Consider the following 19,724-nt stretch of genomic DNA (forward strand, 5'->3'; position numbering starts at 1 on the left):
GACGTGTTGCGTGCTTCGCTAGGGCGCAGAAGCAATGATAGGCAACCCGTCCCATCTGGATAATGGTGACTATGGAAGAGCTGGTTTACACCTCGATATGTCAAAACAACGGCTTGATCATTTTCGATGCGCTCGGTGAAGGCGAAATGCAGACTGGGCGCCGGCTTTATGAGGACTTGCTCGACCACTCCACTGCCATTGGCCGGGCTGGGTACTGCAGTTTCCACAAGATCAAAAGCAAGCAGATGCTGATTGCAGCCCTGAGGCTGGTGCACGCTGAATGCAGATCAGGCGTCCTCTTTCCCGTGCTCCATTTCGAGTGCCATGGAGACCCGGCGAAAGGGATCTTCCTCCACGCCAGCAAGGAATATGTCGGATGGGAAGAGCTTGTCCAAGAGATTGCGGCAATCAACCGGGCGACCCGCAATAACACGGGCGTGGTGTTAGCTGTGTGCCACGGGTTTGAGATTTCGAAGTTTGCGAGCATCACGGCACCTTGCCCATTCAACTATCTCATCGCCGCACCTGATGAGGTACAAGCTGGCTACCTTCGGGACGTCATTCCAGATTTCTACAAGTCCGTCGTTCAGTCTGGCGATTTGCAGGCAGGGCTTGCCCTGTTAGCTACCCCTCTGAAGCTATTCCACTGCGGAGAATGGTTTTACCAAACCCTGGCCACCTTTATGGTAAACAGCTTCAATGCCGCAGGGCGTGCTGAGGTCGTAGAGCAGATCGTCACTGACCAGGTTGCGAAAGCCGGGTACCGTAATCGTGAAATGATTCGTGCAGCCCGAGCTAAAGCAAAAGCGTATGTGAAATCACCGCACGGCTTTTACAACCATGCATCGTCCATTTTCTTCCACGGTAAACTGCCCATCCCCTACGGTGATTTCCGCGCATTTGTGGAGGTCAAGCGGCATTGCAGGTAGAGCCCGAGCGACAGGGCTGCCCTTGTCACCCCATGAGCCATGTTTATGCCCGGATAGGCTGTGTAAGCGTGCGCTTCTACCTTCGCCGAGCGGTTCCGGTTAGACGACAGCAGCTCGGCTATACGCAGCCACCATAATCCCAGTTAATAAATTTTGAAGGCGTGTTGGCCGGACGCATATCGATGACGATTGATGAAGGCCACCAGTTCATCACGGGGCTTGTCAAAGACTACCTTCAGCAAGCTCATCCCCAGTTCGTAAAGTTTAGATGACTAAGAAAGCCGGTCTACCGGGCCGGTTTCTTGCTCCAGCGGGAAAGTGTCGCTGGTGTCTCCAGTTGACGGGATCGAAGCCCTCACACAGCCCTTCAGCGCATCCCCGAATAAGAATGTCACTTTCCGCCGATACGCGCCGGCGCCGATGAAGACAGCGATGGCAGAGCCGTCCGCAATTTTTTGAGCAAGGGTAACGGAAGCCGGCTGCACGTTCCCCCGGGCATATCTGCTTGGCGGGACGTTAACGAAAGGTCGATCTGATAGCTGCCGGCCAGAAGATAGGGAAATCCTGTTAATAGGGGCCAGTTTTGTGAACAGGGAGATGAGGGTTATTGTTTTGAATGGCCAGCTTTCATCTGGCCACCACCTCATCAATCTCAGAACTCGTGCTCAATATCGTCGAAGAAGTTCGGGCCTAGCTCGTACTCCAAAGAGCCGAATCGCGCCAGCAGGTCTGCTCTCAGTTCGCCTTCAGCTTCCGGTTCGAGATTGATCCAGTAGCTATATACGAGTCCGTCATCCGATTCGTTGGTCGTGATCTCTGCTCCGGACAAGAGCTCGGCGTCGTCGGCAGATATCCCGAGTTCAATCGCAAGGGCTTGAGCCATGGACATCCGGTTACTACTCTGGGCTTCTTCCACTGTTGCCCAATACTCCTGCTCAGATCTACGGTCGCGATTAGCATCAGATTCACCGCTGATGATGGAAACGCCCTCCTCAGCCAGCAGCCACTTACCTTGGCGGCGCAGTAGCTCAACCGTTGCATTGAGGAAGAACGCTGCACCGTGATACATCCTTTCCTGATCTTGCTGCCCCTGGTACGTAAGGGAGAGCCCCAATGTGAGCTTCCCGGTTGTATCGCTATAGTCGGCGGCTTCCACTTCAAGAGCATCAATCGTGAATCCACTTGCATTAGTATCCGCAATCGCACCGGAGAGCTGATCCTCCAGCTCTAGATCCAGGTCGGCGTAGACATCATCCTCATGGATCGCTTGGGAAAAGTCTTTGATCCCAAAAACGGCCAACATCAGACGCGGATCCTTGGGATTCCGTTGAGCGACGACAGAAAGCTCATGGTAATCAGCGAAGCCCGCTTTTTGCACAAGGGTTTCTTGAGCGATAGAAAGCTTCAGGCCCTGATCACGAGCAAGCTGTTTAGCTTGGGATTTGAAGATGTTTAGCGGGGAAAAATCAGACATGGCAAAGGTTCCTAAATCAACGACGCTTAGGTGTCCGATTGCCTGTTCACCGGGCAGCGTCTGGTTAGGGACATGCCGATGTAAAACTGAAGGTGTCACAGATGGGCTATTGCTTCGCGAAACAGGCGCCAGGCGACCATCACCGCCTAGCGTGATCATATGACAGAGGAAATAGCCCCGCAATACCCCGCCCGAATGTTTCAATGGACGTTTTTTGGCATCGCCCACTGGCCGTGGAAAGAGTTCAGGAACAGCAACTGACGGTAAAACCAAACTAGAGCTAATGGAGAAATGACGCCACTAAATTGTCACTTTTGAATACTTAGGATGGCTGTTCAACAACGCAACACCGGCATGCGAGTAGAGTGTGTTTCAAATTGTTTCAATGACGAAACGTCCTACCCCCGATCTAGAAGGGCTGGGCATACATACAGGGGTAAAATGGATCCAAGCAACGATTTGCGCACAAGTTATCCACAGGGTTGTTATCTTGCAATGTCATTTTGACCCCATTATCTTGTAGGTCATCTCGACATCAGCACTACATGTTGTGTTTTTGCGAGAGGCTGAGGTTTCAGTGAACACAGCGGATATGCGTGCAAAGTTTGGACGCCGAGCACACATACCCGCCAATCCCTGAGCCAATGCGGACACTGGTGGGACGCGCATTAGAGAAAACCCGACTTTGGATGTCAACCATTCAGCTCGGTTTTCCGCTCAAGAGTCGCTCCTGCCTACTCGATTTTTTCTAGATACAGGAGCACCTAAACGTGCCGAAAAATCCTAAACAAACTTCGTCTCCCGTGGCCAGCTTGGCCTCCAAAATCCTGCGTAGTGACAGCTCCTCGGCCATCCAGAAGGAATTGGCAGGGTCGGCCATGGCTCAAGCTTCGACCGGCAAGCAAACCGGTTCCGATATGGAGACTAAAGCCAGTCATGTTCTCGACAGCAACAAGTACAACGCCACCACCAAGACCTTAGCTGCCTCGGTACTCGCCCAATCGAACAAAGAGCGGGGTAAGTAAAATGGCTCAATATTTCGTCAACCGCAACGCACAGACCAACGGTGACCACGAGGTGCATACCAGTACGTGCATCTATTTGCCGGCAGTTCACAATCGCCTTGATCTTGGCTATCACACCACCTGTGCGACCGCTGTTCGCCAGGCTCGCAACACCTACCGACAATCGAACGGCTGTCGGACGTGTTCCTTGGTATGTCATACCCAGTAATTTTTGAAGTCTCATCAGGGGCTCTGGGCGGCTTTACTGCTGCCCATCTTTTCAGGTTGATGGGGTTCCGGGACATTAAGTCTATTGAAGGTTGCGTCTCATGATTCATGATCACGAATACAGCTTGTTGGGAGGAATCAATCGAGCTCTTATTGGCAGATATTTGACAATCCTGGCAAGCGCGATTTCCGGCATTGCGGTATTTTTGCTGCTATCAGCTGCAGACCTGGCTGAAAAGTATAACCTACCTGTAAATCTTCCACCGACAGCCCTGTCGCTCATTGGCGCAGGTATAGTCTTTGCCTTGTTATATGCTCTGTTCAATAAGACAATTTGGAAATGGCGCTGGGCAGTTAAATATCTAAAAGTTCCAGACCTGTCGGGAGAGTGGCAGTGCACTGGAACCACGCTGGACACCGAAGGAAATCCGTTTCGCTCCTGGAAAGCTGATGTATATATTTGTCAAACTTGGGACAAGATTAGAGTGCGTTTGAAGACAGATCAATCAGGCTCCAACAGTATCACTGCGGCGTTGGTTCACGACGAAGCTGACGGATACCGCCTTCTTTATAACTATCGGAATGATCCTAATCCCGGCGAACCTGAGCTTCGGGGACATGTTGGCAGCGCAAACCTTTTGTTTACTAAATCACTAGATTGCGCACAGGGTGACTATTTTAACGGTTACGGTCGGCCCACCTATGGGCGAATGGAGCTAAGGAGAAAGAATGAACACATCAATTAATGAACGAATTAGCCGTCTACGCTCCAGACGCTCGGGCCTTGATAGATCCTCTGTGATCGCGATGGATGCGAAGGATTTCATCGTGAACCGAAGCCTCACAAAAGAGGCGTGGGAACATAGGGTTAAAGACAAGCCGAATACAACGTTTGCTTTAGGAGCGATGCAGGAGGTAGATCCTACCTACACCCGCATCAGCATCGAAACCGCAGAACGGGTTAGCAACCAGTTGTCGAAGAGGACAAGCGGCAATCTCGAATTCGAGCTTCAGGGATCAGTACCACTGAATGTCCATATTCGAGGGGTCAGTGATGTCGATCTTCTAGCGATAGAAGCTGACTTTCATACCTATGATGCCCGTGGGAACATGAGTACATCGGGTCAGTACCGCTCACCGACCTCACGCACTTCAGTTGGAGTGTTAACCGCTCGCAGGGGGGAAATTAGTAAAGCTCTTCGTGATGCGTTTCCCGCTGCGACAATTGACACCTCTGGCTCTAAAGCCATCAAATTGCAAGGAGGGTCATTAGCACGTCCAGTAGATGTCGTGCCTTCCCACTGGCATGACACCATCACTTATCAAGCCTCTGGTCAGAAATATGACCGCGCGGTCACTATCCTAGATTCGCATAAAAGTACCACGATTGAAAACTGGCCTTTCCTGCACATCAAAAAGGTACGAGAACGATGTGAAACCACGGGTGGTGGGCTCCGCAAGTCAATAAGATTATGTAAAAACATAAGGGCAGAGCTCGAAGCAGAGGGAAAACCTGTAACGATCTCAAGCTTTGATATTGCCTCAATAATGTACCATGCCAACATGCATAGCCTCTCCGCTGGCGCCTACTATGAACTAGCGATATTGGCCGAGACCCAAAGATATCTGGATTATTTGTGGAACAATAAGGAAGAAGCGAGGCGAATAGTAGTACCTGATGGCTCCCGCTTTATCTTTAATACCGAGGACAAATTCAATGGCTTGCTGCATCTATCCGTAGCAATGGACAGTCTCCTCCGAGAGGTAGCCAAAGAGCAAAACCACCTTCTAAGCTTATCCGAAAAGCCTATGCTGGATGCCAGCAGGGTAGCTGTGACCAACGCGATCATTTTTTAAAGGTTGCGTGCAGCGTTTGGAGACCAGTACAGAGATCAATTGACCTGGGTGCAGACGCCATGCTCATGATTTATCCGCTGGCTACCAGTCATTGGTTAAGGTCGGGATTTTTGTATGACCACTTGGGTTCCAGTGCATGGTTGGCGACATCGGCGATGAAGCGCTGGGTTCCATTCGGCTGCGTCTGAGGAATTCAGGCGGCGCCTCCCCTGACAATACTAGGATATTCCCAATACGCTCCGAAGGGCGCCTGCTGGGCAAAAATCGAATACCTCGCGTTGTCGGTGCAACAGATAACTGAAATCCGGGATGAGGTGGCGGCTATTCAAATGCGACACCCAGGTGGTATTTAAAATACGCTTCCACCGAGTCTGTCAGCTTACAAAAAACGCCCATTTCTCTAGAGATTACATGCCCCAAGACCGGACGGACAGTACTTAAACCGGAAATTTACGCACCACATAAAGGTTCGAGTCCGTGTGGGCCCACCATACTCAAAGCCGCGCATTGCGCGGCTTTTGTGTTTTTGGTGAGGTCCTCTCAGATACAGTCCTGTAGTGGTCTAACTCCAGACACTCATTCAGGCGAGAATATCGCCAGATAGAAGTGTCTGATTACCACTACAGCTGCCTGCATGACAGGGGCAGGTCAGCTTTTGCGCTCTCCCCTATCGCGGCCTTTCCCGGTGCGATTCAGGTTCAAGCCCGCTTCGGCAACTTCCAGTTCGGCCGGATGAAGTGGCAGGTATACCCGTTCGGTATCCGCTCCAGATAATCCTGATGCTCCGGCTCCGCCTCCCAGAACTCCCTCGCGGGCTCGATTTGCGTAACCACACGCCCCGGCCACAGCTTGGAGGCGTCCACGTCAGCCGCGGTATCTTCGGCAATATCCCTTTGCTGTTCGCTCAGGTAGTAAATCGCCGAACGATAGCTTGGCCCAAGATCATTGCCCTGCCGATTAGGCGTGCTCGGGTCATGGATCTGGAAAAAGAACTCAAGAATCTGCCGGTAGCTGATTACCGCCGGGTCAAACACGATCTCAATCGCTTCGGCATGGTTGCCGTGGTTGCGGTAGGTGGCGTTCGGTACGTCACCACCGGTGTAGCCGACTCGCGTATGCAGCACGCCGGGGTAGCGTCGCAACAAATCTTGCATGCCCCAGAAGCAGCCGCCGGCAAGGATGGCGGTTTCGGTTGGGTTGGTCATGGTCTGTCCTTGCGGTTTATGGAGACAGGGATAGTTATGGGGTGATGCCGGGCAATACCAAGCCGGATGAAGTAAAAAACAGGATCGTGTTGCGGAACGAGTAAACGTTTTACAGAAGCCTTGGCGCCTTGCTCCGTTGCCTGCAGTTGCGTCAGACTCCGCTGGCTTGAGCGCTTGAGTCAGCGTTTCCAAGGTGGCTCGGTCGCTGACAACTCAGTAATCGGGTTTAGTTGACCCACTACAAACCTGCCAACCAAACAACTATAAGCCCAATCCCCGCGCAAACCTGCCCACTCATCGACCCTCTCAATCACCCGATCAAAACATCCGATTAGCCATCCTCCGAAACATTCCGTAACGTTGTTTCCCGGTGCGACAGATGCGCGCACCGCTTGAGCTTTTAATCCCCCCGCTCAGCCCACGACCACGCACGAGCACACCATGTCTTTGAACACCCCGCAGCAAATCGCTGAAATTGCCGTCGAAAGCGGCGTCAAGAAAGCCCACTTGGGCCTGCCGTCGTTGATGATCCTGGGCTTTCTGGCAGGGGCTTTCATCGCCCTCGGGTTTCTTCTCGATATTCATGTCAGCACCATGATCCCTCACGAGTGGGCGTCGCTGGGCAATCTGCTTGGCGCTGTGGTGTTTCCGGTCGGGCTGATTCTGGTGGTGCTGGCTGGCGGTGAGTTGCTGACCGGCAACATGATGAGCCTGCCCATGGCGCTGTTCGCCGGGCGTATCGGTCTGGGTCAGTTGGTGCGCAACTGGGTGCTGGTGACGCTGGCCAATCTGATCGGCGCGCTGTTCGTCGCCTATTGTTTCGGCCATGTGGTGGGGCTGACTGAAGGCGCCTTCATGGCCAAGACTGTGGCCATCGCCAATGCCAAGGTGGGGGCCAGCTTCGAACAGGCTTTCATCTCGGGTATTGGCTGCAATTGGCTGGTGTGCCTGGCGGTGTGGCTCAGCTACGCGAGCAAGGACGTGATCGGTAAAGTGGTCGGCATGTGGTTTCCGGTGATGGCATTCGTAGCGATCGGCTTTCAGCACATCGTCGCCAACATGTTCGTCATTCCTGCAGCGATCTTTGCCGGCGCCTTGAGCTGGGCGCAGTTCGGCGACAACTTCGTTCCGGTATTTTTGGGCAACGCGGTGGGCGGCGCGGTGTTCGTCGGCCTGGCTTATCACTTGGCCTTCTTCAACGCGGCGACCAAGCCTGTTGAAATGTCCAGGACCAGCGGCGCGCAAACATCGGAATAATCCGGTCCTACTCCATACAGACGCTGCGGTCATAAGAGATGACGACCGCAGGTTCTGCGGGGGTGAGTATCAATGCGCCTCAACAGGCCGCAAACCCCAATAGCGGAGAGCACCGCCTGAGCTCAGAGGACGAGATCAATCAAGGTGCCGTACGCCGCTCAGCCTGATTCATGTATTCCATCGAAACCTGACTCAACGCCACCACACCCACCATCCCCTCCCCCAATTCAACCTCGACCCCCATACCCCGCAACCCGCCCACTGCCGTCCATTCCTCAAGCGCCAACCCGTGCAACTTCAAAAACGCTTCGCGCCTGCACCATGCCTTGGCGAACGCAATCGTGCGAACCGACTCGGGCAAGCCTGACAGGCCGGTAGCAACCTCAGCCCCCAGATAATCCTGCGCGACAGCATGCCAGTCCGGCACCGTCTGAACCTGCATCAAGTCCACGCCCACTGCGCCTTGAAGATTGATGGCAGCCAGAGAGAATCCAGCCTCGTGGCTGATGGAAAACCCTGGCACCGGCAGCCCGTCGATAAGCAATCGCGGCGCGACACCTGGGGCGCTGATGAACGTGATCGCCCCGGATGGCAATTCGAGCCACTGTTCCACGGCGGTACGCACACAAGCCCGAATGCGTTTTCTGGCTTCATCCCTTGCACCGCCCGGTCGGGTGACGCAGCTGACCAGTAATACGTTCTGCCGAGGGAAAGGCTTTGGCGGGGCAAGCCGGCCATCTTCATCGAATGCCCAGCTCGCCCCGCGTTTCATGCCCTGTCAGGTGACGCGGGGCAACCGGCCCAGCGGCTGCCGGCAGGGATGTGTTCGCCCTTCATGACCAGGGTCAGTGCGCCAAGGTGCGCATCGTTGCCGACGACCGCGCTATAGAGCACGGCGCTGCGCGGGCCCATGTACACGCGTTCGCCGATGCTGACGTGGTCGATTTTCATGACTCGGTCTTCGAACAGGTGGGTCTGTGGGCAAGCGCCGGCGTTCAATTCGCTGTCTGCGCCGATACTGACGCAGTCGAATTCGGTGATGTCGGTCGTGTCCATGTAAACCCCGCGACCAATCTTGCAGCCGAGCACATTGAACGCCAGTGGCAACCACGGTGTGCCGCGCAGGTAGCGCATGAAGTTTGGCGCGGCCATGCCTTCATACAGACTGGTGATGCCCTCTGAAAGCCATACGAAGGGCGTCCACATCAGGTCAGCGCGTTTGCGATAGCGGCCCATGACCAACCACTTCAAGGCAACGATCAGCAGAAAGTTACCCACGCTGTACGCCATGCCGATGACGGCGAGGTAGGCCAGCACGGCGCCCCAGCGATCGTTGTCAGCGAGTGGCATCAGGTCAAGCATCACCGTGTAGCCAACGGCGATCACCACCGCGTGCGGCGTGACAATGCGCACGCCTTCGACAAGGCCGCGGGCCAGGCGGCGCAGCCGTGATGGCTTGAACGTCAGCGATTCAGGAGCGCCACTGACCTGCTCGCGGGCCGGCAGGTGGATCGGTGGGGAGCCCAGCCAGGTGTCGCCGTCGACTATTTTGCTGTTGTGCGGTGCGCAGGAATGGACGCCGATCAGGACGTTTTCCGGCAGCACCGTGCCATCAGCGATGTATCCGCCGTTGCCGACAAAGCTGCGATGGGACACGACAGTGGGTTGCATGGTCATCCAGCCGCCGTCGATGCGCTCATCACCAAGCATCACCGCATCGGCGATAAAGGTTTCATCGCCCAGGGTCAGCATGTCCGGGATGACGCCCTGTGCACTGGAGATCTCGGCGTCGCGCCCTACTTTCGCGCCCAACAGCCGATACCAGAAGGGCGAATACACCGTGGCGTAGATGCCGGACAGCACGTTGAGGCTCGCTTCCTGAATCTGGCTGATCAGCCATTTGGCGCAGTAGGTATTGCTGTGTACCTCATAACGGCCCGGTTTGAGGCGCGGGAAAACGAGCCAGCGCAATGCCGCCGACGCCAGGACGGTCGCGACAATCAGCAACGCACTGGCCGGGAAGGCGATCAGGAAATAGCGCGCCAGTTGTCCCAGTGGTCCGCTGCCCTCGAACCATGGCAAGACGTTCTGCGTGTCGAACCAGTCGATCAGGAAGAAGGTCGGGAAGACCGGGATAAAGAATAACGTCGCGATCAGCAGTACGCCGAAGACGAAGAACAGTTTTTCTGCCCGCAAACGCGCAGGGCTGGTCACAGGCCGCGCCGGTTGACCGAGCGTATCGAACGCGCCGACATCACGCGCTGGCGAGCCCTGCCAGATGCGCCCAGCGGGAACTTCCCGACCGTCGGCCATGGCCGATTGGGCTTCCAGATGTCCCCACGGGCCTACAGCCGTATTGCCTTCCATGATCACGTAAGAGCCGACACAAGCATTGTCCTGCAAGGCGATACGCCCCAAATGCAACTGGCCCCGTTCAACGCGCGCACTTTCGAAGCTGACACCGTTGCCGACGCTGACCCCGTCGCCGATTTCCAGCAGGTCGTGAGCCCGTACTGTAGCCCCGCCGATAATCACGTCCTGCCCGATTTTCGCGCCCAGTGCGCGCAGCCACAGAGGATAAAGTGAAGAACCGCTCAGCAGATAAGTCGGCGCCGACTCGACCATGCGGTCTGCGGCCCACCAGCGAAAGTAAGTAACGCCCCACAGCGGATAGATCCCAGGCTTCAGGCGGCCGACGATCAGCCACTTGGCTGCCAGCGCGATGAAAAACTGCAGAACGGTGGCAATCAGAAACACCGAGATCGACGCCAGCGTCGCCAACGCGACAGAGTCGTCAGGCGAGCCGGTGAGCAAGTGGTAGGTAAAGAACGGTGCGAGCCATTGGGTCATGCGCAGGCTGACCATGACCGGCAATGCCAGCGCCTGGGCCACGCCGCAGCGCCAGCGACGCCAGGCTGACGGAGGCGTCCAGTCCACCGGCGCGTCCATCTCTTGTGGCGCCTGGTCCAGCACTTCGGCAATCGCACCGATACGCCGATGCTGGTAAATGTCGCGCACCGTGACTTGAGCGAAACGAGGATTGGCCCGCAGTGCCGAGGCCAGACGCGCAGCAAAGAAGGAATGCCCACCCAGATCGGTGAAAAAGTCCGCATCGCGGCGGATCGGCATGCCGGGGAACAGCGTGCTCAGCGCGGCAAACAGTGCAATCTCACCTTCGGTTTGCGCCACATCGGACTCTGCGCTGGCGGCCTTGGCATCGACCGTCAACGGCCGGGCCTTGAGCGTTTTGCGATCGATTTTGCCGGACGTGAGGCGCGGCATGCTGTCGAGCAGTTCGAAGTGTCCCGGGACCATGTACGGCGGCAACTGCGCCTGCAGGGTTTTGCGCAACTGACTCGTGAATGCGGAAGGCGTCGAGGTGTCGCTCACCAGGTAGGCAATCAGCTGATCAACGCCCGCCTCGTTGCGCAACAGGACGGCAACGGTGCCCACGCCAGGCTGTTGCGCCAACAGCGATTCAATCTCGCCCAGTTCGACGCGAAAGCCCCGAATTTTTACCTGATCGTCGGCCCGCCCGAGGCACTGCACCTGCCCGTCATCGTCGATCCGGGCAAGATCGCCGGTTCGATACAAGCGCGCATCGTGATAGCCGGTGGACCATGGGTTCGGCAGGAATTTTTCCTGGGTCAGGTCCGGCCGACCGAGATATCCCTCAGCCAGGCCGGGGCCGATGATGCACAGCTCGCCGACTTCGCCACGCGGCAGCAGGCTGGGCGCCAGGGTGCTCCCGACCGCAGGGTCGTTGGCGATGACCAACAGCCCGTAATTGGGTAACGGTGTGCCAATCGACACCGGGCGACCACGCGACAGACGCGCCAGGCTGGCCGATACAGTGGCTTCGGTAGGGCCGTAGGTGTTGAACATCTGCCGGTTCGGCGTTGCCCAGCGATCGACCAGCGATTCAGGGCACATCTCGCCGCCCAGATTGATCAGGCGCAGGCCGGGAACGTCTTCGCTGAACAGCGCCAGCAAAGTGGGCACCGCATGCAAAACGCTGATGCGCTGCTCATTCAGCAAACGCGGCAGGGTTTCCGGGTCACCGCTGGTTTCCTTCGGACCTATCCACAGCGTCGCGCCCACCAGATAGGCAATCCAGATTTCTTCGAAGGACATGTCGAAGGCCACGGAAAAGCCCTGGTAAACCCGGTCGCTTGCCCGAATGCCGAGTATCGCGTTCTCGCTGCGCAGAAAATGGCAGATGCTGCGCTGGGAAATCACAATGCCCTTGGGCTTGCCCGTAGAGCCGGAGGTATAGATGACATAGGCAGGATGGTCGGGAAGCACACCACTGCGGCGCACCAACGCTGCGTCGGTCGGCGTCAGCAGGTGTTCGGCAGTCCACACCTTCAAGCCGGTATCGGCCAACACCGGCATCAACGCATCACAGGAAACCAGCCCGACTGCGCTGGCGTCGTCCAGGCAAATCTGCAGGCGCTCCACCGGCGTGTCCTGATCCAAGGGCAGCCAGGCAGCGCCCGCCTTGGCAATACCGGCCTGCATGACCAACAGCTCGATGCCGCGTGGCAGCCACAGACCGACGATATCCCCCGGACGAAGACCCGCGCTGATCAGCGCAGAAGCCACCTGATCGGCCTGCTGGTCCAGCTCGCCATAACTGATCTGACGCTCGCCGAAGATCAATGCCACATGCTGCGGATTGCGCCGGGCACTGGCTTCCAGCAGATCGGCCAGCACTTCCTCACGTAGCAGCTCAGGTTGAATAGGACCGTAAATCACGTCCAGCGATTGTTCGTTCTGGCCTAGCGTCGACAGGTTCAGGTTATTCATGGCAGCAGGTATTAGCTCGTCTGAAGGAGGTGCCTGAGATTTTCTGGTTATGAGCCGGTCCGTCAGCGATTGGCGCGAATTCTGTGGTGGTTACGTGTCCGGAATATGTCCGTTTTGATACATTTTGGCTGGAGCGCTGCAGCTCTCACCGAGGCAAGAGAACAGGCTGGCAAGGCGAATATGGCAAAGGCTGGCTGTACGAATCTTGAACAACAAAACGAAGGTGGCGGATTGCCCACCAGGTGTTCATGTGTCGGACTTGCAAAAAAGCAGAGGTCGTTGAACGGCGCCCTGGTCCGGGGCTACAGCTATACGCCGGTCCGGTTGATCCAGCAGGAATGCGATGTGAGAGTCACCCGCCACATTGCTGCGCGAGTTACAGCAGACGCCTCACACTTCGGGTTCAATGACTCACAGACCGTGATGAGCTCTCACGTAATCCGTGCCGCCTCGATGAGCACATCTAGACGGTGAGCCGAATAATCACCACAATCGGCTCACTCCATGAGCCGATTAACTTTTTATTCGGCTCACTGCATAGGCGGATACGATGTCCGAACATCTCTGGATCTGGCAACAGCCGAACTGGCCGCTCTTCCATTGGCGCGAAGAACGCCTTGCACCGTTGATACGAGCGTGCGCCAAGGCTCAAGGTCGCTTGCTGGGTATGAGCGGTGCAGTGGGTGGCGATGCGCAAATGTGCGAGGGCTTGAATGCCCTGCTGCAGAATATCGTCACTTCGTCCGCCATCGAAGGCGAGCGACTGAATGCAGATTCTGTCAGGTCGTCGCTGGCACGCCGCCTGGGGATCGCCGATGACGGCAAGCATAGCCCTCGCAGCGAGGGGTTGGCCGAGCTGATGCTGGACGCCACACGTGGTCATGATCAGCCACTTGACTTGCAACGTCTGTGTACCTGGCATCGCTGGCTGTTCCCGGAAGAGGACAGCTTTGTGTCTGCTCGCATCCTGGTTGGTCAATTGCGTAGCGACGAACCTATGCAAGTGGTCTCAGGGAGACTTGATCGACCCATCGTGCATTTTGAAGCGCCACCGCGGGCTGGACTTGAGCGGCAGCTGGAGGATTTTCTCGACTGGTTTGCCAGCAGTCAAAGTGATCCGACGCTCGATCCATTCGTGCGGGCAGGTATCGCGCATTTCTGGTTTGTAACCCTGCATCCGTTTGACGACGGCAATGGTCGCCTGACTCGGGCCATTACAGACCTGGCGCTGACTCAGGGCGATCAGCAAGCCATACGACTGTTTGCCATGTCCGCCAGCATCCTTGCTGACCGCGCCGGCTATTACCACGTTCTGGAGACCAGTCAGAAAAGCACGACCGATATCACCGAGTGGCTGGAATGGTTCCTGCGCACATTGTTGAAAAGCATTGAAAACGCCTTGGTTCATATAGAACGAGTACTGGGCAAAACGCGATTTTGGCAATTACATCGCGACAACGACCTGAGCGCCGAACAGGTCAAGGTGCTGAATCGACTGCTGGATGGCGGCGAGCGTGGCTTTGAAAACGGTCTGAGCGCAGCGCAGTATCAGGCAGTGGCTAAGGTCTCAAAGGCCACTGCTACCCGCCACTTAAGTGATCTGCTTGCCAAAAACTGCCTGGTTCGCCTACCCGGTGGAGGCCGAAGCACTCGCTACCAGATCAATCTGCCCTTGCCGTAGAACCCTACACAGCAGAAGGAGCTGCTAGCGCTTCAGACGTGAGCCACTGGTCGCATCGACTGTAGCATCCAGTTCCGCACCGGACAGAAACTGGCTGTAGTAATCATGCAGTTCGGTTTCCCAACCGGCCACCTCGTCCAGCGCCGCCTCGGCTTGTTCCTTGCTCAAGGCAAAGTGAGCGTGCTGACTGAGCAGATTGCCTCGGTTGAGCCGCGACCCTTCGATGCCGACTGACATGGCAAGTGCCTGAGCAGGCCCTTCGTCCAGAATGGGCAGTACGTCGTACATCGGCGATAACCTCCAGCCACCTTCTTTCCAGATGACTGCATGGTTACGGGGATGGTCATCGGCATTGCCGACCAGCACGTTGTAGGCCATGCGCCGATACAGCTCATGCCGATCAACGTCAGGCGCACCACGACGATACAGCTCATCGGCGAGTGCCGCATATTGCCAGTCGAGGTGCGTACGGGCCTTCCACTCGGCGTCCAGCAAGGTCAAGCCGCTGAGCATCGGCAGTCGGCGGAAGCGATGGGTTTGCTCATCAAAAGCGCGGTCGAAACGCTCGACCAACAGTGTATTGATCCGCTCGCCGCGATACAGAGAGGTGTTGGCCGCCTGCAACCCTTTAAGCCCTGCGAAGGTCATGCAGGCGTGCTCAACGGAGGGCAGGTCATAGTGATCGAATTTGTCGCGAGGCTTGGCCAGAATCAGTTTTCTGTCGCCCAGATAAGTTCGCTTGGGGCGTGCGCCGCCAGCGGAAGATCGCTGATCCCTTACCTTCAGAACCTCCAGCTGCTCGGCACTGAGCTGGCTGTCATAGATCGCTTCACAGGCATCGATGAAATGATCGAGCCCTTTGGCACGAAAGGCCTTGGGAGGCGTCTGGCCCAGCCCGTCCTGCGCGACACGCGACAGGCCGGCCATGATATTGCCCGCTCTGTCGCTGTTGGGCGATTTGAGCAGCAGCTGTATCGAGTCCAACGGGCCTTTTTCAACCCGATGCAGCAACCGCTCTCCCCAACCATCGGGCATGGCATCATCGATAAAACCCGGGACGCCACCATTTTTAGTCACGGTGTAGGATCGCGTGGACAGTGGATACCTGAAAGGATCCGGCACCCAGATGTTTTCCTGCACCGCATCCGGTGCATATTGGAATGTTCCGACGCCAGCCTGAATCGTCAGCTTGCCCAGCGTCAGTGTCTCTCCGCTGACAGGGCATTCCATGTAGATATAAGCCTGGGCCATCAGAAGTCCTCCGGCTTGTGTCGAGGCAGGCGGACACGCTTTCGGTCGGCAGCTTCAAGCTGCTCGACACTGAACGACTCGTCATCCCGAAGCCCTTGAAACAATCGCTCCGACACCCCCAGCCCCCAGACCACCAGCATAAAGTCACGCAGCGATACGCCTTCGGCATTGCCTGCCTCGATACGTCGAAACGTACGAAGCGAGATGCCCAGCCTTTCGGCAAGATCGACCTGGCGGATGCCTTGCTGCAATCTGGTCTGCTTTACCAGCAGGGCAATGCGCAAAAGCGTGTCGGTGCACTGAACGGGGAAAAAAGCCTTCATGAGCAGTTACCAGCGGGCAGGCGCAGGAGTTCGAGAAAAAACAAAGTAACACGGATAGCTACGTGGACCCGAAAATAATAGATCACGAAAGAACACATTAACCCTCATAAAGTGCCATTAAGTGACATCTTAATTACACATAAAAATCGTGATCACTGCCCTCAGCGCTTCATTCCTACACCTTAAGTGCGCAATGCCACGTCACTGATCATCGACATACCCCACCCATCCCCCATCAAAATGTGGCTTACTGAGGACTGCCATCATCCAATCAGGGAATCTCTTCCCTACCCTCGCGGTCTCTTAACGCATGACGAATTCGCGCTCTGCTTTCATACCCTCCTGGCTTCGCCCTGTTCTGCGTCCTTTGCTGGACCCGTATCGCCGTTATCGGCATGCGCGGCTGATCCACGCGGCGCGGATTGCGGTGGGCCTGCTGGTGACTATTCTGCTGACCACTGGCCTCAACCTGCCCCATGGCGAGTGGGCGTCGGTGACCATGCTGATCGTGATCGGCGGTTTGCAGCATCACGGCAATATCGGCAAGAAGTCGGTCGAACGGGCCTATGGAACGTTGATCGGTGCCGGCCTCGGTCTGATCGTGGTGGTCCAGCAGGGCTATCTGGAAATGCCGTTGCTGACCTACGCAATGATGTCGGTGATGTGCGGTTTCTTCGCCTATCACGCCATTGGCAAAGGCGGTTACACCGCGCTGCTGTCGGCGATCACGCTGTTCATCGTTGCCGGTCATGGTTACAACCCGATCAGTGACGGCCTGTGGCGTACCGTCGATATCCTGATTGGTATCGCGTTGGCCCTGGCGTTCTCCTTCGCCCTGCCGCTGTATGCGGTGTTTTCATGGCGCTACAACCTGGCCAGTGGTTTGCGTGACTGCGCCAAGGTCTACGGGCGCATCGTGCAGGGCCAGCCGGTTACCGCTGACGAGCATTTGAAACTGACCGCCAGGCTCAACGGCACGATGCTGCAATTGCGCTCGCTGCTGCCGTCGGTGTCCAAGGAAGTGAAGATGTCCATGGTCGAACTGGACGCCATTCAGGGTCACTTCCGCATGTGTCTGAGCACCCTGGAGATTCTCGCCAATATTCGCCCGGCGAACCTGAATCAGCTTGCTGACGAGCCACTCAAGGCCTCGTTGGACGCTGACTACCGCCAGATTCGCCGGCAACTGATCGGCATGGCGCGCGCCCTGCAAACCGGGGCCACCGAGCGTCTGGAACGTACGACGGAAACACCAGAGACACCAGCGACACCTGCAGTGAAGGCCGTCATCCCTACCGAGCTGAAGGGCTACCACTTGATGACCCAGCAGTTGGCGCTCAACCTCGACGGCCTGCAGGCGCGTCTGGCCAAGACCGCCAAACGCTGGAAGTTTTAAGGAACCGCCCGTGCCCGATACCCGCCCGCCTGTGCTGGATGAAATCGATCGCCAGCTGATTGCCGCGCTGCAAATCAACGCGCGCGAAAGCGTCGCCATGCTCGCCCGGCAACTGGGCATCGCCCGCACCACCGTCACATCGCGGCTCGCACGCCTGGAAAGCAGCAAAGTGATTACCGGTTACGGCGTGCGCCTTGGCCAGCGCGTGGTCAGTGGCGGGTTGCAGGCGTATGTCGGCATCACCGTGCAACCCCGCTCGGGCAAGGAAGTGGTGCGGCGCCTCAGTGCCATGGCGCAGGTTCAGCAACTCTGTGCGGTGAGTGGCGAGTTCGATTATGTCGCCTGGCTGCGCACGGATTCTCCCGAGCAACTGGACCAGTTACTGGACCTGATCGGCAGCGTGGATGGTGTCGAGAAGACCACGACCTCGATCATCCTCAGCAGCAAGATCGACCGCGGCCAGCCGGTGTAACTGAACGCCTCGATCGATCAACCATACAAACCGACCAGCAGATTCGTCACTTAGCCAAAACAAACAGCATATCGACGACACTTTGCGTCTTATTAACGTGTCCGCCCTTCTCTAGACTGTTGTTTTTCGCCGTTGCCCATCAAGGTCCGTCATGAAGAACAACCGTCACCCCGCCAACGGCAAAAAGCCAATCACCATGTTCGGCCCCGATTTCCCCTTCGCCTTCGATGACTGGATTGAGCACCCGAAAGGCTTGGGCAGCATCCCTGTGGAGAACCACGGCGCTGAGGTGGCAATTATCGGTGCCGGGATAGCCGGTCTGGTGGCGGCCTACGAATTGATGAAGATGGGCCTCAAGCCGGTGGTGTACGAAGCCTCGAAAATGGGTGGCCGCCTGCGCTCGCAGGAGTTCGAAGGCGCCAAAGGCATCATTGCCGAACTGGGCGGCATGCGCTTTCCGGTGTCCTCGACAGCGTTCTTCCATTACGTCGACAAGCTGGGCCTTGAGTCCAGGCCCTTCCCCAACCCGCTGACTGCGGCGTCCGGCAGCACCGTTATCGACCTGGAAGGCACCACCTACTACGCACAGATGCTCTCGGACCTGCCGGCGCTTTTTCAGGAAGTCGCCGACGCCTGGGCCGACGCCCTGGAAAGCGGCTCGCAGTTCGGTGACATCCAGCAGGCCATCCGCGATCGCGATGTGCCGCGCCTCAAAGAACTGTGGAACAAGCTGGTGCCGTTATGGGACGACCGCACGTTCTATGACTTTGTCGCGACCTCCAAGGCCTTCGCCAAGCTGTCTTTCTTTCACCGCGAAGTATTCGGCCAAGTGGGCTTCGGCACGGGCGGCTGGGACTCGGACTTCCCCAACTCGATGCTGGAAATCTTCCGCGTGGTGATGACCAACTGCGATGAGCACCAGCATCTGATCGTCGGCGGCGTGCAGCAAGTGCCGGTTGGCTTGTGGAGCCATGTACCCGAGCATTGCGCGCACTGGCCCAAGGGCACCAGCCTGTCGTCGTTGCACCGCGGCGCACCACGTCCCGGCGTGAAGCGCATTGCACGCGCCGAGGATGGCAGTTTTGCGGTGACTGACAATTGGGGCGACACCCGGCAGTACGCGGCCGTGCTGACCACCTGCCAGAGCTGGCTGCTGACCACGCAGATCGAGTGCGAAGAGTCGCTGTTTTCGCAGAAAATGTGGATGGCCCTGGACCGCACCCGCTACATGCAGTCCTCGAAGACCTTCGTGATGGTTGACCGCCCATTCTGGAAGGACAAGGACCCGGAAACCGGCCGCGACCTGATGAGCATGACCCTCACCGACCGGCTGACCCGTGGCACTTACCTGTTCGATAACGGCGACGACAAACCCGGCGTGATCTGCCTGTCCTACTCCTGGATGGGCGATGCTCTGAAGATGCTCCCGCAGCCCATCGAGAAGCGGGTGAAGCTGGCGCTGGACGCCTTGAAGAAGATCTACCCGAAAGTGGACATCGCAGCGCGGATCATCGGTGATCCGATTACCGTGTCATGGGAAGCCGATCCGCACTTCCTGGGTGCGTTCAAGGGTGCGCTGCCGGGCCATTACCGCTATAACCAGCGCATGTACGCACACTTCATGCAGCAGGATATGCCCAGCGAGCAGCGCGGCATGTTCATCGCCGGCGACGATGTGTCCTGGACACCGGCGTGGGTCGAAGGCGCTGTGCAGACTTCACTGAACGCCGTGTGGGGGATCATGAACCACTTCGGCGGCAAGACTCACGCCGAGAACCCCGGCCCCGGTGATGTGTTCCACGAAATCGGTCCGATTGCACTGGGCGACTGACAGAAGG

The 19,724-nt window shown here is 57.0% G+C and carries 15 protein-coding genes; 9 read left to right on the plus strand and 6 right to left on the minus strand.

The features are described from left to right. Positions 1-71 precede the first annotated feature (71 nt). Positions 72-929, plus strand: a complete 858-nt coding sequence (locus V476_RS08525; protein ID WP_024961410.1) for a hypothetical protein — start codon at positions 72-74, stop codon at positions 927-929. Positions 930-1,581: 652 nt separating this feature from the next. Here V476_RS08525 and V476_RS08535 read toward each other — a convergent pair. Then, positions 1,582-2,403 carry a hypothetical protein gene (locus tag V476_RS08535; RefSeq protein ID WP_024961412.1) on the minus strand — a complete coding sequence of 274 codons (822 nt, stop codon included), beginning with the start codon at positions 2,401-2,403 and terminating at the stop codon, positions 1,582-1,584. Positions 2,404-3,173: 770 nt separating this feature from the next. On the opposite strand from V476_RS08535, the gene V476_RS08540 reads away from it, so the two are divergent. The 3 genes from V476_RS08540 to V476_RS08545 all read left to right on the plus strand — a co-directional run bounded on the left by V476_RS08540 (position 3,174) and on the right by V476_RS08545 (position 5,492). After that, entirely contained in the window at positions 3,174-3,428 is a 255-nt protein-coding gene (locus V476_RS08540) for a hypothetical protein (RefSeq protein WP_024961413.1), read from the plus strand. A 308-nt stretch (positions 3,429-3,736) separates the two neighbouring features. After that, positions 3,737-4,381, plus strand: a complete 645-nt coding sequence (locus V476_RS26850; RefSeq protein WP_024961414.1) for a Cap15 family cyclic dinucleotide receptor domain-containing protein — start codon at positions 3,737-3,739, stop codon at positions 4,379-4,381. Beyond that, a complete protein-coding gene (locus tag V476_RS08545) occupies positions 4,365-5,492 on the plus strand; it encodes a nucleotidyltransferase-like protein (protein WP_024961415.1) in 1,128 nt (375 codons plus the stop codon). Before V476_RS26850 ends, V476_RS08545 begins: the two co-directional genes overlap by 17 nt. Positions 5,493-6,190: 698 nt before the next feature. Here V476_RS08545 and msrA read toward each other — a convergent pair. After that, a complete protein-coding gene (msrA, locus tag V476_RS08550; protein WP_024693084.1) occupies positions 6,191-6,697 on the minus strand; it encodes a peptide-methionine (S)-S-oxide reductase MsrA in 507 nt (168 codons plus the stop codon). A gap of 441 nt (positions 6,698-7,138) precedes the next feature. Here msrA and V476_RS08555 point away from each other — a divergent pair, with 441 nt between their 5' ends. Next, entirely contained in the window at positions 7,139-7,954 is an 816-nt protein-coding gene (locus V476_RS08555; RefSeq protein WP_024961416.1) for a formate/nitrite transporter family protein, read from the plus strand. A gap of 139 nt (positions 7,955-8,093) precedes the next feature. On the opposite strand, the gene V476_RS08560 is transcribed toward V476_RS08555, so the two are convergent. Both V476_RS08560 and V476_RS08565 read right to left on the minus strand, forming a co-directional pair. After that, positions 8,094-8,726 (minus strand): 4'-phosphopantetheinyl transferase family protein, encoded by a 633-nt coding sequence (locus V476_RS08560; protein ID WP_027903019.1) that lies wholly within the window; start codon positions 8,724-8,726, stop codon positions 8,094-8,096. Next, complete coding sequence (locus V476_RS08565) at positions 8,723-12,763, minus strand: Pls/PosA family non-ribosomal peptide synthetase (protein WP_024960736.1); 4,041 nt, start codon at positions 12,761-12,763, stop codon at positions 8,723-8,725. The genes V476_RS08560 and V476_RS08565 overlap by 4 nt, the downstream gene beginning before the upstream one ends. A 550-nt stretch (positions 12,764-13,313) precedes the next feature. Here V476_RS08565 and V476_RS08570 point away from each other — a divergent pair. After that, the gene (locus V476_RS08570; protein WP_024960735.1) at positions 13,314-14,444 is read left to right on the plus strand and encodes a Fic family protein; all 1,131 of its coding nucleotides are present in this window, start codon (positions 13,314-13,316) and stop codon (positions 14,442-14,444) included. Between the two features lie 24 nt (positions 14,445-14,468). On the opposite strand, the gene V476_RS08575 is transcribed toward V476_RS08570, so the two are convergent. After that, positions 14,469-15,695: a type II toxin-antitoxin system HipA family toxin gene (locus V476_RS08575; protein WP_024960734.1), complete on the minus strand. Its 1,227-nt coding sequence runs from the start codon at positions 15,693-15,695 to the stop codon at positions 14,469-14,471. Then, entirely contained in the window at positions 15,695-16,018 is a 324-nt protein-coding gene (locus V476_RS08580; protein WP_003316216.1) for a helix-turn-helix domain-containing protein, read from the minus strand. The genes V476_RS08575 and V476_RS08580 overlap by 1 nt, the downstream gene beginning before the upstream one ends. 310 nt (positions 16,019-16,328) lie before the next feature. Between V476_RS08580 and V476_RS08585 the strand changes: the two genes are divergently transcribed. The 3 genes from V476_RS08585 to V476_RS08595 all read left to right on the plus strand — a co-directional run bounded on the left by V476_RS08585 (position 16,329) and on the right by V476_RS08595 (position 19,717). After that, positions 16,329-17,414 (plus strand): FUSC family protein, encoded by a 1,086-nt coding sequence (locus V476_RS08585; protein WP_024960733.1) that lies wholly within the window; start codon positions 16,329-16,331, stop codon positions 17,412-17,414. 10 nt (positions 17,415-17,424) lie between these two features. Next, the gene (locus V476_RS08590; RefSeq protein ID WP_003395085.1) at positions 17,425-17,886 is read left to right on the plus strand and encodes an Lrp/AsnC family transcriptional regulator; all 462 of its coding nucleotides are present in this window, start codon (positions 17,425-17,427) and stop codon (positions 17,884-17,886) included. A 151-nt stretch (positions 17,887-18,037) separates the two neighbouring features. Beyond that, a complete protein-coding gene (locus V476_RS08595) occupies positions 18,038-19,717 on the plus strand; it encodes a flavin monoamine oxidase family protein (RefSeq protein ID WP_024960732.1) in 1,680 nt (559 codons plus the stop codon). Positions 19,718-19,724 lie beyond the last annotated feature (7 nt).

The sequence above is a fragment of the Pseudomonas syringae KCTC 12500 genome (assembly GCF_000507185.2).
GTDB classification, from domain to species: domain Bacteria; phylum Pseudomonadota; class Gammaproteobacteria; order Pseudomonadales; family Pseudomonadaceae; genus Aquipseudomonas; species Aquipseudomonas syringae.

Coding starts and splice junctions, on each gene's coding strand:
- V476_RS08525 (WP_024961410.1), top strand. CDS start 72: ATGGAAGAGCTGGTTTACACCTCGATATGTCAAAACAACGGCTTGATC.
- V476_RS08535 (WP_024961412.1), bottom strand. CDS start 2,403: ATGTCTGATTTTTCCCCGCTAAACATCTTCAAATCCCAAGCTAAACAG.
- V476_RS26850 (WP_024961414.1), top strand. CDS start 3,737: ATGATTCATGATCACGAATACAGCTTGTTGGGAGGAATCAATCGAGCT.
- V476_RS08545 (WP_024961415.1), top strand. CDS start 4,365: ATGAACACATCAATTAATGAACGAATTAGCCGTCTACGCTCCAGACGC.
- msrA (WP_024693084.1), bottom strand. CDS start 6,697: ATGACCAACCCAACCGAAACCGCCATCCTTGCCGGCGGCTGCTTCTGG.
- V476_RS08555 (WP_024961416.1), top strand. CDS start 7,139: ATGTCTTTGAACACCCCGCAGCAAATCGCTGAAATTGCCGTCGAAAGC.
- V476_RS08560 (WP_027903019.1), bottom strand. CDS start 8,726: ATGAAACGCGGGGCGAGCTGGGCATTCGATGAAGATGGCCGGCTTGCC.
- V476_RS08565 (WP_024960736.1), bottom strand. CDS start 12,763: ATGAATAACCTGAACCTGTCGACGCTAGGCCAGAACGAACAATCGCTG.
- V476_RS08570 (WP_024960735.1), top strand. CDS start 13,314: ATGTCCGAACATCTCTGGATCTGGCAACAGCCGAACTGGCCGCTCTTC.
- V476_RS08575 (WP_024960734.1), bottom strand. CDS start 15,695: ATGGCCCAGGCTTATATCTACATGGAATGCCCTGTCAGCGGAGAGACA.
- V476_RS08580 (WP_003316216.1), bottom strand. CDS start 16,018: ATGAAGGCTTTTTTCCCCGTTCAGTGCACCGACACGCTTTTGCGCATT.
- V476_RS08585 (WP_024960733.1), top strand. CDS start 16,329: ATGACGAATTCGCGCTCTGCTTTCATACCCTCCTGGCTTCGCCCTGTT.
- V476_RS08595 (WP_024960732.1), top strand. CDS start 18,038: ATGAAGAACAACCGTCACCCCGCCAACGGCAAAAAGCCAATCACCATG.